Source organism: Defluviimonas aquaemixtae, from assembly GCF_900302475.1.
Taxonomy (GTDB): Bacteria; Pseudomonadota; Alphaproteobacteria; order Rhodobacterales; family Rhodobacteraceae; genus Albidovulum; species Albidovulum aquaemixtae.
In genome coordinates, this window is record NZ_OMOQ01000004.1 from 39,582 (window position 1) to 52,138 (window position 12,557).

At 61.3% G+C, this 12,557-nt stretch carries 14 protein-coding genes; 10 read left to right on the forward strand and 4 right to left on the reverse strand.

The features are described from left to right. Positions 1-102: 102 nt before the first annotated feature. Together DEA8626_RS18490 and DEA8626_RS21245 are read right to left on the reverse strand one after the other, a co-directional pair. Positions 103-888, reverse strand: a complete 786-nt coding sequence (locus DEA8626_RS18490) for a substrate-binding domain-containing protein (protein WP_219929222.1) — start codon at positions 886-888, stop codon at positions 103-105. 24 nt (positions 889-912) lie between these two features. Beyond that, a complete protein-coding gene (locus DEA8626_RS21245; protein ID WP_219929223.1) occupies positions 913-1,128 on the reverse strand; it encodes a LacI family DNA-binding transcriptional regulator in 216 nt (71 codons plus the stop codon). Positions 1,129-1,341: 213 nt separating this feature from the next. Here DEA8626_RS21245 and DEA8626_RS18495 point away from each other — a divergent pair, with 213 nt between their 5' ends. The 10 genes from DEA8626_RS18495 (at position 1,342) to DEA8626_RS18540 (ending at position 10,479) form a co-directional block, all read left to right on the forward strand. Next, positions 1,342-2,364: a Gfo/Idh/MocA family oxidoreductase gene (locus DEA8626_RS18495; RefSeq protein WP_108854729.1), complete on the forward strand. Its 1,023-nt coding sequence runs from the start codon at positions 1,342-1,344 to the stop codon at positions 2,362-2,364. Continuing rightward, on the forward strand, positions 2,361-3,320 hold the full coding sequence (locus DEA8626_RS18500) for a sugar phosphate isomerase/epimerase family protein (protein ID WP_108854730.1): 960 nt from the start codon (positions 2,361-2,363) through the stop codon (positions 3,318-3,320). The genes DEA8626_RS18495 and DEA8626_RS18500 overlap by 4 nt, the downstream gene beginning before the upstream one ends. A gap of 19 nt (positions 3,321-3,339) precedes the next feature. Continuing rightward, positions 3,340-4,074 carry an ATP-binding cassette domain-containing protein gene (locus tag DEA8626_RS18505; RefSeq protein WP_245890929.1) on the forward strand — a complete coding sequence of 245 codons (735 nt, stop codon included), beginning with the start codon at positions 3,340-3,342 and terminating at the stop codon, positions 4,072-4,074. Beyond that, positions 4,071-5,141: an ABC transporter permease gene (locus DEA8626_RS18510; RefSeq protein WP_245890921.1), complete on the forward strand. Its 1,071-nt coding sequence runs from the start codon at positions 4,071-4,073 to the stop codon at positions 5,139-5,141. Before DEA8626_RS18505 ends, DEA8626_RS18510 begins: the two co-directional genes overlap by 4 nt. Before the next feature lie 39 nt (positions 5,142-5,180). Next, positions 5,181-6,164 carry a sugar-binding protein gene (locus DEA8626_RS18515; protein WP_108854733.1) on the forward strand — a complete coding sequence of 328 codons (984 nt, stop codon included), beginning with the start codon at positions 5,181-5,183 and terminating at the stop codon, positions 6,162-6,164. A gap of 77 nt (positions 6,165-6,241) precedes the next feature. Continuing rightward, complete coding sequence (locus tag DEA8626_RS18520) at positions 6,242-7,063, forward strand: SDR family NAD(P)-dependent oxidoreductase (RefSeq protein ID WP_108854734.1); 822 nt, start codon at positions 6,242-6,244, stop codon at positions 7,061-7,063. Then, positions 7,060-7,896: an amidohydrolase family protein gene (locus DEA8626_RS18525; protein WP_108854735.1), complete on the forward strand. Its 837-nt coding sequence runs from the start codon at positions 7,060-7,062 to the stop codon at positions 7,894-7,896. Before DEA8626_RS18520 ends, DEA8626_RS18525 begins: the two co-directional genes overlap by 4 nt. 10 nt (positions 7,897-7,906) lie before the next feature. After that, a complete protein-coding gene (locus tag DEA8626_RS18530) occupies positions 7,907-8,659 on the forward strand; it encodes an SDR family NAD(P)-dependent oxidoreductase (RefSeq protein ID WP_108854736.1) in 753 nt (250 codons plus the stop codon). Between the two features lie 11 nt (positions 8,660-8,670). After that, entirely contained in the window at positions 8,671-9,633 is a 963-nt protein-coding gene (locus DEA8626_RS18535; RefSeq protein ID WP_108854737.1) for an aldo/keto reductase, read from the forward strand. A gap of 30 nt (positions 9,634-9,663) precedes the next feature. After that, on the forward strand, positions 9,664-10,479 hold the full coding sequence (locus tag DEA8626_RS18540; protein WP_108854738.1) for an SDR family oxidoreductase: 816 nt from the start codon (positions 9,664-9,666) through the stop codon (positions 10,477-10,479). Between the two features lie 30 nt (positions 10,480-10,509). Here DEA8626_RS18540 and DEA8626_RS18545 read toward each other — a convergent pair whose 3' ends face one another. Continuing rightward, positions 10,510-11,400: a LysR family transcriptional regulator gene (locus DEA8626_RS18545; protein ID WP_108854739.1), complete on the reverse strand. Its 891-nt coding sequence runs from the start codon at positions 11,398-11,400 to the stop codon at positions 10,510-10,512. A 113-nt stretch (positions 11,401-11,513) separates the two neighbouring features. Beyond that, a complete protein-coding gene (locus DEA8626_RS18550; protein ID WP_181366520.1) occupies positions 11,514-12,428 on the reverse strand; it encodes a sulfotransferase domain-containing protein in 915 nt (304 codons plus the stop codon). Between the last annotated feature and the right edge of the window lie 129 nt (positions 12,429-12,557).

Sequence of the window (12,557 nt, forward strand, 5' to 3'; positions counted from 1 at the left end):
GTGGCGAAGTGCGGGCGCCCGCCCGCGCTGCCCGGTCCGGGCAATATCACCTGCCGGGGCGAAAAGACCAATGAACTGGCACCGCGAGCTGGAGTGGCGTCCCTACACGCTGCAATTGTACCGCGTGTGCAGAAGGATCTGCGTTGGACCGGATTCGCCTTCAACACCGGCATGAAAGGCCTCGATCCACTGCACGGCACCGCGCAACTCCGCCGCAAAGTCATGCGAGATCACGTAATCCATCGTGCCGTTTTCCAGCAACTCCCGCGAGACCGACGTCAGCTCGTGTCCGACGAAGATCGTCGCCTCAGCGGAACCGAAACCTGCCAGCGCCTGGGCGACGCCACGGTTGGCGCCGGCGACGTTGTAGATAGCTGTCGGCACACCCTGTGTCTCGAAAAGCGCATAAAGCTGTTCGTAGGTCGTCTCAGGCACATCGTCAGAAATCACCCGCTCTTCAATGCGCAAATGGGGAAACGCTGAGCGCAAGACACGCCGAAAGCCCATTTCGCGCTCCTGCTGGCAGCGGAATGCGACGCTCATCACGACTAGGATATTCTGCTTCGTCTTCGGCAAAGCGTGCCCGATCAGCTGACCGGCGACGCTGCCGGCCGCGTAGTGATCGTTGCCGACATAGACATTGCGGCGTGAACTCGGCAGGTCCGTCGTCAGACAGACCACGGGCATGCCTTGCTTGCGCAGGCCTCTGACCGCGTGATTGATCGCCGGATGTTCCCTGGCAACCAGAATGAGGCCGTCCGGTTTGTCGCCCGCATCGGTGACCTTGCCTGCGAATTCCTGGGCGTCGAAGTTGCTGGTCTCGGTGTAGTCATCGAAGACCGAGCCTCCTGGCAACGATCGATTGATGAGATCGGCGGCGCTACCCATCGCGCGATTGAATGTCACACCGGATTAACACAGAAGTCCGATCCGGAGCAATTCGTCGGCCATGGCCGATTGGGAGAGCTTGCGCAGCGCCGCCTGAACCTTCTCGCGCGTCTTGTCGCGCACGCCGGGCCGACCGTTCAGCACTCGGTCCACCGTGGCCGTTCCAAGTCCGGACAGCTCTGCTATCTCGCGAATCGTCGGGCCTTTCCAATGCCCGCCGACCTTCGGGACACCACCCATGTGAGCAGTTCAACCTGATGTGTAATCCTAATGTCATTCACATCATTCTTGCAGTGATATCTCAAGAATTTAGTCAATTAGGCGAGAAGACAAATAGACGATCTGATGGCTTATGCATCACGAACGGGTGCTCGTCCCGCTTTGAGCTTGGATCGTTGAGCGTCATAGTACTTGGAAATCAGGGAGGGGCCGGAAAATCCGGCAGCGTGACAAATGACAGTCAGAGTCGCTGTTATCGGCGCAGGCATCATGGGTGCGGACCACGCCCGGATTGTCTCTGAGGAACTCGCGGGGGCAGACTTGCAGGTCGTCTGCGACGTGTCAGAGGCTTCGGCGCGTCGCGTCGCGGAGGAGAATTCAGCGCAGGATGTCAGCACCGATCCCGTGGCGGCCATTCGACGGAAGGATGTCGACGCCGTCCTGATTGCAAGTCCAGACGCTACGCATGCCAGCCTGACGCTCGAGGCAATTAAGCTCGGCAAGCCTGTTCTATGCGAAAAACCGCTCGCCCTGACTTCCGAGGATTGCCTCGCTGTGATCGAGGCGGAATGCGCTATCGGGCGCCAATTCGTTCAAGTCGGCTTCATGCGCCGCTTCGATCCTTCTTACGTCGACATGAAAGACACGCTTTGCGCGGGAAAGATCGGCGGTGCAATCATGATGCACAATTTCCATCGCAACGTCGAAGCTCCGGCCGGCTTCAGCGGCTTGATGGCGATCACGAATTCGGCGCCGCATGAGTTCGACGCTGTACGATACGTGCTTGATGCCGAGATCGTGTCCATTTCCGCGTTTGAACCGAAGCGCTGCACCTCGGGAGCCTGCAATCCGGTCGTGCTTGTGATGGAAACGTCCGAGGGCCAACTCATCACAGTCGAGGTGAACAACAATGCCGCCTACGGCTATGACGTGCGCGCAGAGCTTGTCGGGAAAGAAGGCGCGGTCTCTCTCGGCGGGCTTGCCGCAGTACGCGTCGACAGGTCCCTGTCGTCATCGGTCGCTTATGCAGCCGATTGGCGTCCTAGGTTCCACGAGGCCTACAGACTGCAGAACAAGGCCTGGATAGCCTCGATCACCACTGGCGTTCCGGCGGCAGGCGCCGCCAATGCCTGGGATGGCTATTGTGCGACCGCAATCGCCGAAGCAGGCGCGCGATCTCTGGAGTCCGGGGAAAAGACCCGCGTCGACCTCGCCGAGCGGTCTGCGCTCTATGACCCGGCGGGGACCGCGGCGTGAAGCTCGGTTTCGTCTCAGACAGCCTTGGCAACATGGGGTTCGATGAGCTCCTAGACACCGCTTCCGGGCTTGGCGTCAGCGGCGTCGAGATCAATACCGGCGGCTGGTCGGCCGCTCCGCATTCCGACCTCGAGGCAATGAAAATCAGCGCAGATGCGCGGCGCGACTTCCGTATGGCCTTCGGCGACCGGTCGTTGGAGATCGTGAGTCTGAATGCAAACGGCAACCCGTTGCACCCGACCGATCCGGCGCAGGGCGAATGCCTGAATGACACGATCTGCGTGGCGGGAAACACGGGGATATCCACCGTCTGCAGGATGTCGGGATTGCCGGCTGGCGGTGCGACCGATACGATGCCGAACTGGGTCGTGTCGTCCTGGCCGCCCGAGACGCAACACATCCTCGACTACCAGTGGAATGAGGCGCTGCTTCCCTATTGGCGCGAGATTGTCGATCTGGCGAGTTCCGCCGGGGTAAAGCGGATCGCACTCGAACTGCATGGGAACCAATGTGTCTACAACGTGCCCTCCCTATTGAAACTGCGCGAAGCGGTCGGGCCCATCGTTGGGGCCAATCTCGACCCTTCGCACCTTTTCTGGATGGGCGCCGACCCCTTGGCCGCAGCCACGGCACTCGGGGAGGCAATATATCACGTGCATGCAAAGGACACCCTCCTAAACACCCCGGTTCAGGCCACGACCAGCCTTCTGGAAAACGGTGACCTAATGGATATACCGGCCCGTAGTTGGAGCTGCGTCACCCTCGGCTTTGGCCATGGCGAGGAGTGGTGGCGGCAACTATGCTATCATTTGAGAATGGCCGGCTACGATGGCTGGCTCAGCATAGAGCACGAGGACGTGCTTCTGAACTCTCTGGAAGGTCTGGAGAAATCGGTGGCGCTTCTTAATGGCGTCATGCCGGTCGCGCCGTCGGACTTCACGCCGCAGGCAATCTGAGGGAGGGAAACTCTTGAGCATGCTAGAGTTGAGAAAGATCACCAAGAGCTTCGGTGCCATCCACGCCCTGCAGGGTGTGAACCTGAGTATCGCGGCGGGGGAGGCTGTTGGCCTCATGGGCGACAACGGCGCCGGGAAATCGACGCTGATGAAGATCGTTGCCGGGAACTTTCCACCTACTTCGGGGGAGATTCGTATCGAGGACCGGTCCGTCGAATTCCACAAGCCCATCGACGCGCGCGACGCGGGGATCGAGATCGTCTACCAGGATCTCGCGCTCTGCGACAATCTCACGGCGGGCGCCAATGTCTTTCTTGGACGTGAGCTCAAGAAGAAGTTTGGTCCGTTCTCGTATCTCGATTACGGGGCGATGTACGAGCGCGCGGGCGAGCTATTCACCGAGCTCAAGTCCGAAACCCGTCCACGCGATTTGGTTCAGCAGATGTCGGGCGGCCAGCGGCAGGCCGTTGCAATCGCACGCACGCGATTGTCGGACCCCAAGCTAGTCCTGATGGACGAACCGACGGCGGCGATCTCTGTCCGGCAGGTTGCAGAGGTTCTGGCACTGATAAAAAGGTTGAAGGACACCGGCCACGCGGTCATTCTCGTGTCTCACCGGATGCCCGATGTATTCGAAGTCTGCGACCGCGTAGCAGTTCTCCGACGCGGGGCCAAAGTCGCCGACAAGCGCATTGACGAAACCAGCCCGGAGGAAGTCACGGGCCTCATTACCGGGGCGATTGAAACAGCATGACCGACCAAACAACCGACCAAGAGTTGCGTCGCCATCCGGGCCGTGGACCTATGGATGAATTGGACGGAATGGACCACGCGGCAATCGACGAGAGCATCACCTCGCGTCAGGAAGTCTCCGGGATCGGCGCGATGCTCCGCACGCAGCCCTTCTGGGTCTTCATGGCGATGATTGCCATCGGCATCGTGATGTCGTTCGTGTCGGACGCGTTCATGACCGAACGCAACATGTTCAACATCACGCGGAACTTCGCCTTCTTCGGAATCATGGCCTTGGGCATGTCTGCGGTTATCTGTACTGCCGGAATCGACCTCTCGGTCGGCTCGCTGCTTGGGCTGTGCGCGATCACGCTCGGCCTGACGATGCAGGCCGGCTGGGGCATCGAAATGGGATTCCTCGTCTGCATGGCCACAGCCGCCATCGTCGGGCTGATCAACGGCATCCTGATCGCCTACCTGCGCATGGCACCCTTCGTCGTCACACTTGGCATGCTGGCCATGGCGCGATCGATCGCGATGGTCCTGTCGGACAACAAGATGATATACGAATTCGGCCCCGACACCGACCTGTTCGAGTGGATCGGCGGCGAGAGTATCATTGGCGTCCCGAATGTGGTCTGGGTCCTCATCATCATGGCGGCGGCGTTTTGGTGGGTCTGGCGCTACTCGACCTGGGGCCGCTGGGTAATCGCCATCGGCGGCAACGCGCAAGCGGCCAAGCTCGCCGGTATCCCGGTCGAACGGATGATCGTTTCGGTCTACATGGTCTGTTCGATGTGCACGGGCCTCGCCGCCTTCATGTTCATCGGCTACACCGGCTCCGCCACCAACGGCATGGGCGTGACCTATGAACTGAACGTCATCGCGGCCTCGGTGATCGGCGGCGCGAACCTGATGGGCGGCGTTGTCTACGCGCTTGGCGCCCCGATCGGCGCCGCACTCGTCGAACTCATCCGGAATTCGCTTCTTCTGGCCGGGATTCCCGCGCTCTGGCAGCAATTCTTCGTCGGCCTCTTCCTCATCCTTGCGGTGCTTCTCGAACAGCTCCGCAATCGTGGGGGCAAGTAGGTCTATATCAGGCTCTTCAAAACAAATGGGAGGAACTAAATGAAGAGAATACTCACAGCAACGGCCCTCGTCGGAATGCTCGTGCCGGTCGCGGCGCAGGCCGAGTATACTTTCGCGCTCGTGCCGAAGGCGATGAACAACCCGTTCTTCGACCTCGCGCGCGACGGCTGCTACAAGGCGCAGGAGGAGCTGGCCGACGTGACCTGCGAATATATCGGTCCCGGTGAGCACACCGAGCTTGAGCAGATCCAGATCGTCCAGGACCTGATCACCAAGGGTGTCGACGGAATCGCGGTTGCGCCATCGAACGCGCCGGCCATGGCGAAGGTGCTGAAAGCCGCTGCAGATGCCGGTATCCCGGTGATGACCTGGGACTCGGACCTATTGGAAGAGGACAAAGCGCTCCGTACGACCTACGTCGGAACATTCAACTACGACATCGGTCGTCATCTGGCCGAACTCGTGCAGGGCCGTCATCCCGACGGCGGAACCATCTGCCTGCAGACTGGCGGTGCGGCGGCTGCCAACCACAACGAACGCCTGCTCGGCGCCCGTGAGCAACTGGCCGGCGAGAAGCTGGGTGATCCGCCGGGCACGCCGCTGACCGGTCAGGGCGGCTGGACTGAGATCTCGGGCTGCCCGCTCATCACCAATGATGACGGCAACGTCGCCGTTCAGGGCATGACCGACATTCTTGCGGCCAACCCCGATCTAACGGCGTTCTTGTCAACCGGGGCCTTCACTCAGTGGTTCGACAACGCTTATCGTCAGGCCGCAGAGCCCTACAAGGAGAAGATGGCGAACGGAGAGATGACAATCGTAGTCGCCGACACGCTGCCGATGCAGCTCCAGCAGACCAAAGATGGCCTCGGCAACGGCCTCGTTGGTCAGCGTCCGTTCGAGATGGGCTACAAGGCAATGTTCATTCTGAAGGACATCGCCGAAGGCAAAGCGGTCGAAGACCCGATCTACACTGGCCTCGACGTCTGCAGCAACGAGAACATCGACTCCTGCGTGCAGTAACGCGAATGCAGTGATCTGACCAAAGGCGGCGGCGCAGGATTTGGCGCCGCCGCCAAACTCCTTTATGGGCGTTCAATATGGCACAGGATGCATTGAGCCGCGGCGCCGTCGCGGTCGTGACAGGCGCAGCTTCGGGCATCGGCCTCGCCGCGGTCGGCGCGTTGGCGGCGCGCGGCATGTCAGTTATAATGGTGGACATTGACGCCGCCAAACTGAACGCGGAGGGCGAGCGCATTGCTGCCTCGCTTGGAACCCACAAGGTCATGACGCGCGAAACCGATGTCGCGGATGCCTCCGCCATCGCGGCACTGGCAGACGCCGTCTACGATCGCTTCGGACGCGTGGACTTCCTTATGAACAATGCCGCCGTGCGTGTTGCCGGAGGCGCGCGTGATGACCTGAATGAATGGCACCGAACGATGGAGGTCAACTTCTGGGCCGCCGTCTATGCCGAGCGCGCCTTTCTCCCGCGGATGATCGAAGCCGGGCAACCCGCGATGATCGTCAATACCGGCTCGAAGCAGGGCATTACGAACCCGCCCGGTAACCTGATTTACAACACTACGAAATCGGCGCTGAAAACCTACACGGAGGGATTGCAGCACCGCCTGCGAAACACCGACGGCTGCAAGGTCACGGCCCATCTTTTGATCCCCGGCTGGACGATCACCGGCCCGCATACACCCGATCCGGGCGGCTGGCAGCCAGAGCAGGTCGTCGAACTGATGATCAAGCGCCTGGAACAAGGCGATTTCTATATCATCTGCCCAGACAACGAGGTGACGCCCCAGATGGACGTCAAGCGAATTCTCTGGGCGGCAGGCGACATGACCGAAAATCGGCCACCGCTGTCGCGCTGGCACCCCGACTGGGCGGATATCTTCAAGAGCCAGGCATGATCGACGCACATCAGCATTTCTGGCATCCGGCGCGGGGCGACTACGGCTGGATGCCTGTAGATGATCCGGTTCTCACCCGCCCCTACGGTCCGGATGATCTGGCGCCCGGTCTGTCCGCGGCAGGTGTGGCGCGGACCATACTGGTCCAGGCGGCGCCCACCGTCGAAGAGACCGAGTACATGCTCGGAATCGCGGATGCGACGGCGCATGTCGCCGGTGTGGTCGGCTGGATTGACTTCGAAAAGCCCTCCCAGATCAGAACGCTGGAGCGTCTCGCGCGGCATCCGAAGTTCAAGGGTGTGCGCCCGATGATTCAAGATATCGACGACGACCTCTGGATGCTGCGCGATGATGTGCAATGGGCCTATCAGGCGATCATCGATCTGGATCTGACTTTCGACTGCCTCGGATTCCCGCGGCATCTTCAGCATTTCTTGACGCTGCTAACGCGGTACCCCCGGATGCGTGCGGTGCTGGATCATTGCTTGAAGCCGCAGCTTCGGGCCCATTCTGATGGGGCTTTCGGGGAGTGGTCCGACGGAATGACACGTCTCGCCCGGGACACCGGCGCCTTCTGCAAGCTCTCGGGGTTGGTGACCGAGGCCGGCGAGGATTGGTCCATCGACCTCCTGCGCCCCTATGTCGATCACGTCCTGACCGCGTTCGGGGCCGAGCGCGTGATGTGGGGCTCTGATTGGCCGGTGTGCCGCCTGCGCTGCGAATACGAGAGCTGGCACGAGCGCGCATTGACGCTCACGGCGGGTCTCGACGGCGAAGCGCGATCGCGCGTCTTCGCGGGGACCGCGCAGGAATTCTATCGGATCCCAGCATGAAGGGGACACTATGAGTTTCGCAATCTACCCAAGCCTCGAGGGCCGGTCTGTGCTTGTCACCGGAGGGGCGTCCGGTATCGGCGCCGAGATCGTCAAGGCATTCGCCGCCCAAGGCGCCCGCGTCGGGTTTCTGGATTTCAACCAAGACGCCTCCGCGGCGCTGGTGGACGAACTGCAGGGGGACGCGCAGTTCGAGATCTGCGATCTGCGCGACATTGATGCGATGCGAGCAGCAATCGCCTCTTTGCGGGGCCGGATCGGCCCGGTTCAAGTGCTGGTGAACAACGCCGCACGTGACGACCGCCACGATTGGCGGGAAGTCACACCGGAATACTGGGACGAACGCTACGCGACGAACCTGCGCCACATGTTCTTCGCCATCCAGTCGGTTGCGCCCGACATGATCGAGGCAGGGGGCGGATCGATTATCAACATGGGATCGAATTCCTGGTGGGAAGCCGGCGGCGGCTTTCCCGCCTACACAAGTGCCAAGGCCGCTGTGCACGGGCTGACCCGCACCATGGCCCGCGACCTCGGCGGTCACCGCATTCGGGTCAACACGGTCGTTCCAGGCTGGGTCATGACCGAACGGCAGAAGAAACTCTGGGCCAAGCCGGAAGCGCTCGAAAAGCACTGCGACAGGCAGTGCCTCCCCGATCTGATCGAACCGGTCTACCTTGCGCGAATGGTGCTGTTTCTCGCCTCGGACGATGCCGCGATGTGCACGGCCAACAACTACATGGTCGAAGCGGGATCGATCTGAGGGAGACTACAATGGACAAAGTACCTCTTGGGAAATCGGGCCTATCCGTCACGCCGCTTTGTTTTGGAACGTCGGGTCTTGGAGATATGCCCGACACCTACGGTTACTCAGTCGGCGAAGAGCGCGCCCAGGCGACCGTACGGGCGATCTTCGACGGGCCGGTGAACTTCCTGGATACGTCCAACAACTACGGCTTCGGGCGGAGCGAAGAGCGCATCGGCGCCGTGATCCGTGAACGGGGAGGGCTGCCGGACGGCTTCGTGCTGTCGACAAAGCTCGATCGTGATATCGAGACGGGCAGGTTCGACGCGGCGCGCGTGCGCCAGTCCATTGAGGAGAGCCTGTCGCGGCTTGGATTGGACACCGTCCCGCTTCTGCACCTGCACGACCCCGAACACGCACGCGACCTCGGCGAGATCACCGGCTCGGGCGGAGCGCTGGACGAACTCTTCAAGCTGAAGGAAGAAGGTGTCGCGCGGGCGGTGGGCCTTGCCATGGGCCGTATCGACGTGATGTTCCCGATCCTTCGCGAACGGCCTTTCGACGCCCTTATTAGCCACAATCGCTTCACGATCCTGAACCGCTCGGCCGCCGAGATGTTCGACCATGCCCATGACAGGGGCATAGCGATTCTGAACGCCGCACCCTATGCGGGCGGTGTGTTGGCGAAGGGCAGCGCAAAGATGCCGCGCGTGACCTACCAGGTCGCCAGTGACGAAGATCTCGCGCCGGTGCGCCGTGTCGAGGCGATCTGCGCCCGTTACGGCATCGTGCCGGGGGCGCTGGCGCTCCAGTTTTCGATGAAAGATCCACGAATCACGTCGACGATCGCCGGGGTCTCAAAACCCGAGCGCGTGACTCAGACGCTAGAATGGGCTCAGCAGCCGATCCCGGAAACTGTCTGGGAGGAAGTCAGCGCACTTCCCTATACCGAGGACGAACCCGAAGCTCACAGGGTTTACAAGCCGGGTTGAACCAAGTCTCGTTGGCAGGAGCCGAAACCAATGAACAGTCTGGACGGGAAAGTCGCTGTCGTGACGGGTGGAACGCAAGGACTGGGCGCTGCCATCGCGCGCCGCTTCGCAATGGCAGGCGCGGCGGGGATCGTGATCTGCGGCCGCAATGAGGACAAGGGCCGCGCCGTCGCGGCCAATATCTGTGGGGCTCACGACATCCCTGTCCGCTTCGTGACCGCCGATCTCGCGGAGCTCGCCGATTGTCGTTCCGTCATCGCGGCTGCCGACGAGGCCTTTGGCCGGATCGACATCCTTGTCAACGCCGCCGGACTGACTGACCGTGGCAACCTTTTGAACACCAGCCCAGAGCTCTTCGACCGAATGTTCGCGATCAATGTCCGCGCCCCGTTCTTCCTGATGCAGGACACGGTTGGGGTAATGATCCGCGAGGCAACCGAAGGCGCGATCGTCAATATCGGATCCACATCCGAAAGGGCTGGCCAGCCATTCCTTGCACCCTATTGCGCTTCCAAGGGCGCGCTGGCGACGCTGACGCGGAATTCCGGTTTTGCGCTGATGCGGAATCGAATTCGGGTGAACCAGCTGGATATCGGCTGGATGAACTCCGACAACGAACGCGCGCTTCAGGCCAAGGAATCCGGCGATCCGGAATTCATCGACAGGCAGGCCGCTTCCATGCCTTTCGGACGGCTGCTGGAACCTGACGAGGTTGCAAAAGCGGTGACGTTCTTGGCCTCGGGTGACAGTGGCATGATGACCGGCTCGGTCATCCAGTTCGATCAGTCGGTCTGGGGTGCCTATGACGGCCAGGCACCGACACCATCAGTTCGGCTTGGATGCTGAATTCCGCGGCGGCGACCGCCGCCTCTCGTTTCAGACTAGCGTGACCCCGTCCTTCAGCGTAAAATCGCCAAAGAATTTCATGAAGTCTCGCACGAGGGGCCGCTGGTAGCTGTCGCGCGACGTGGCGAGCCAGACGTTCTGGCGGAACCCGGGGTCGGTGAAGCACTGGACCAGTTCTGGGCGGGAGGCCCCGGCGACGACGGGCAACAGCCCCACGGCATAGCTGAATTCAAGAGTTCTGGAGAGGGCAGTCGGCGCCCTGAACGTCTGCACAACCTGTTCCGGCTTGATGCGTTCGCCGAGATACCGAAGGACTTTCAAGCGGTCGACGATCGCTGGGGAGTAGAAGAACATTTCGCGATTGGCGAGGTCTTCGATGGAGCGCGGCATGCCAAACTTCCGCACATAGGTCTTGCTACAGAATATAGCCCACACGCACTTCCCGAGCTTGCGCACGACCAACTCTTCGTCCTGGATTTCATCCCCGCTGCGCACCGCAATATCGGCCTCGCCGGCGCCGAGATCGACGTTAAAGACGGCATCGTCGATATCGAAAAAGACCTCGGGATTCTTCTTGCGGTAGGCAGTGGTCACGGGGTTGACCCAGTACGGGTGCATGTCGGGCGCAGCGGAAATCTTGATGCTGCCCTTCGTGCCGCGGGCGATGGAACGCGAAAGTGTCTCGATCCGCTTGGCCGTGCCTCCCATCGCCTCCGCCAGCTCCAAAAGGGCCTTGCCATTGAGTGTAAGTGCGTAACCCCGGGTATCGCGTTCGAATAGGGTAAGGCCGAGGGCATGTTCGAGCGCCTGGATACGCCGGCTGACGGTGGTCTGATTCATGTGCAGGCACTTCGCCGCTCCGAGCGTCGAGCCGGCACTGGCTACGGCGAGCATGATGCGGATATCACTCCACTCGAACATGTCGTGCTCCTCTGCCTTTACTATGTCAGCACAGGAGCATTCGTCAAAGCGGGAGCGAAAGATCGGAATGAAGGTGGTCCGGGGCGGCTGCAATGCACCCTAGGGCCACGGTCCTAGCGGCTGCCGTTCTTCAGCCAGGTCGCACAGGCCGGGCCGAGCCGTTCGACCGCCATATCCTCGTATCGGCGGCTGAGGTCCTCACTCAGCTCGTCTCTCCAGCGCCCATTGACGCCCTTGTGGATGAAGGTCTCTGCGCCGCCGTCCCAGAACGCGCCTCCCAGCGGTACCGAGGCCGTGGCATTCGCCTTCATGTATTCGAAGGAGCAATGCTTCTTGACGCGCTCCATGACTTCCGGTGAGACATCGATATCGAGAAACTCGGCGATGCGGCCGATCTCGCCCTCCATATCCGCCTTCAGATCGGCGAAGTGGACCATGCGGACATTCGGCAGGTGCCGGATCGCCCACCAACTCGACAAATTGTCCCAGAACGACCAGAACGGCGCACCGTCTTCGTCGAGCCAGGTCTTGAAGTAGTCCTCTTTCGAGGCAGGCGGCGGCTCGATCCGCGGGCCCACAAGGCCCGGCGTGTCGTTCAACGCTTCGTACCAAGCGTCATTTGCGTTGGCGTGGTGATTGTACATCGACCAGATCACGTCGCGGCCGTCGCGGGCGATATAGAGGTACCTCGCCCTTTTCGAGAAGACGAGCGCGTCGACCGGCAGATGGGTCTTGAGAAAGCGCCGATGGGTCTGCGCCTCGATCAGCGGCAGCTTCACCTCCTTGGGCGGCACGCGAAGGTCGACCCAGGGGCTCATCTCGGCGACCGGCAGACCTTCTTCGCCCTGGAAGATGAGCTGCGAAACGATCTGTTGCATCCATGTCGTGCCGGACTTGGCATAGGTGGCGATGATGATGTCGTCGTCGCGGATGGACAGGTCGTTCCAGATCGTGCTGTCGAAATGGTGGCTGTGCATCTCCCGAGTCTTGGTCGGGTAACGGGCTTCCGATATTTGGGGGGCATGCATGTCGCGCTCCATCTGGCTGAACTGAACACCCTAAGAGTGGTCCAGTCTGCGGCGCGAGCCTATCCGCTCATTCGGGCAGCAACTCTGCAGAAATGCAGAGCGCGGCGGCCGAGAGTGGGCATCCTGAAG

Coding starts and splice junctions, on each gene's coding strand:
- DEA8626_RS18545 (WP_108854739.1), bottom strand. CDS start 11,400: ATGTTCGAGTGGAGTGATATCCGCATCATGCTCGCCGTAGCCAGTGCC.
- DEA8626_RS18525 (WP_108854735.1), top strand. CDS start 7,060: ATGATCGACGCACATCAGCATTTCTGGCATCCGGCGCGGGGCGACTAC.
- DEA8626_RS18515 (WP_108854733.1), top strand. CDS start 5,181: ATGAAGAGAATACTCACAGCAACGGCCCTCGTCGGAATGCTCGTGCCG.
- DEA8626_RS18505 (WP_245890929.1), top strand. CDS start 3,340: ATGCTAGAGTTGAGAAAGATCACCAAGAGCTTCGGTGCCATCCACGCC.
- DEA8626_RS18495 (WP_108854729.1), top strand. CDS start 1,342: ATGACAGTCAGAGTCGCTGTTATCGGCGCAGGCATCATGGGTGCGGAC.
- DEA8626_RS21245 (WP_219929223.1), bottom strand. CDS start 1,128: ATGGGTGGTGTCCCGAAGGTCGGCGGGCATTGGAAAGGCCCGACGATT.
- DEA8626_RS18550 (WP_181366520.1), bottom strand. CDS start 12,428: ATGCATGCCCCCCAAATATCGGAAGCCCGTTACCCGACCAAGACTCGG.
- DEA8626_RS18490 (WP_219929222.1), bottom strand. CDS start 888: ATGGGTAGCGCCGCCGATCTCATCAATCGATCGTTGCCAGGAGGCTCG.
- DEA8626_RS18540 (WP_108854738.1), top strand. CDS start 9,664: ATGAACAGTCTGGACGGGAAAGTCGCTGTCGTGACGGGTGGAACGCAA.
- DEA8626_RS18530 (WP_108854736.1), top strand. CDS start 7,907: ATGAGTTTCGCAATCTACCCAAGCCTCGAGGGCCGGTCTGTGCTTGTC.
- DEA8626_RS18510 (WP_245890921.1), top strand. CDS start 4,071: ATGACCGACCAAACAACCGACCAAGAGTTGCGTCGCCATCCGGGCCGT.
- DEA8626_RS18535 (WP_108854737.1), top strand. CDS start 8,671: ATGGACAAAGTACCTCTTGGGAAATCGGGCCTATCCGTCACGCCGCTT.
- DEA8626_RS18520 (WP_108854734.1), top strand. CDS start 6,242: ATGGCACAGGATGCATTGAGCCGCGGCGCCGTCGCGGTCGTGACAGGC.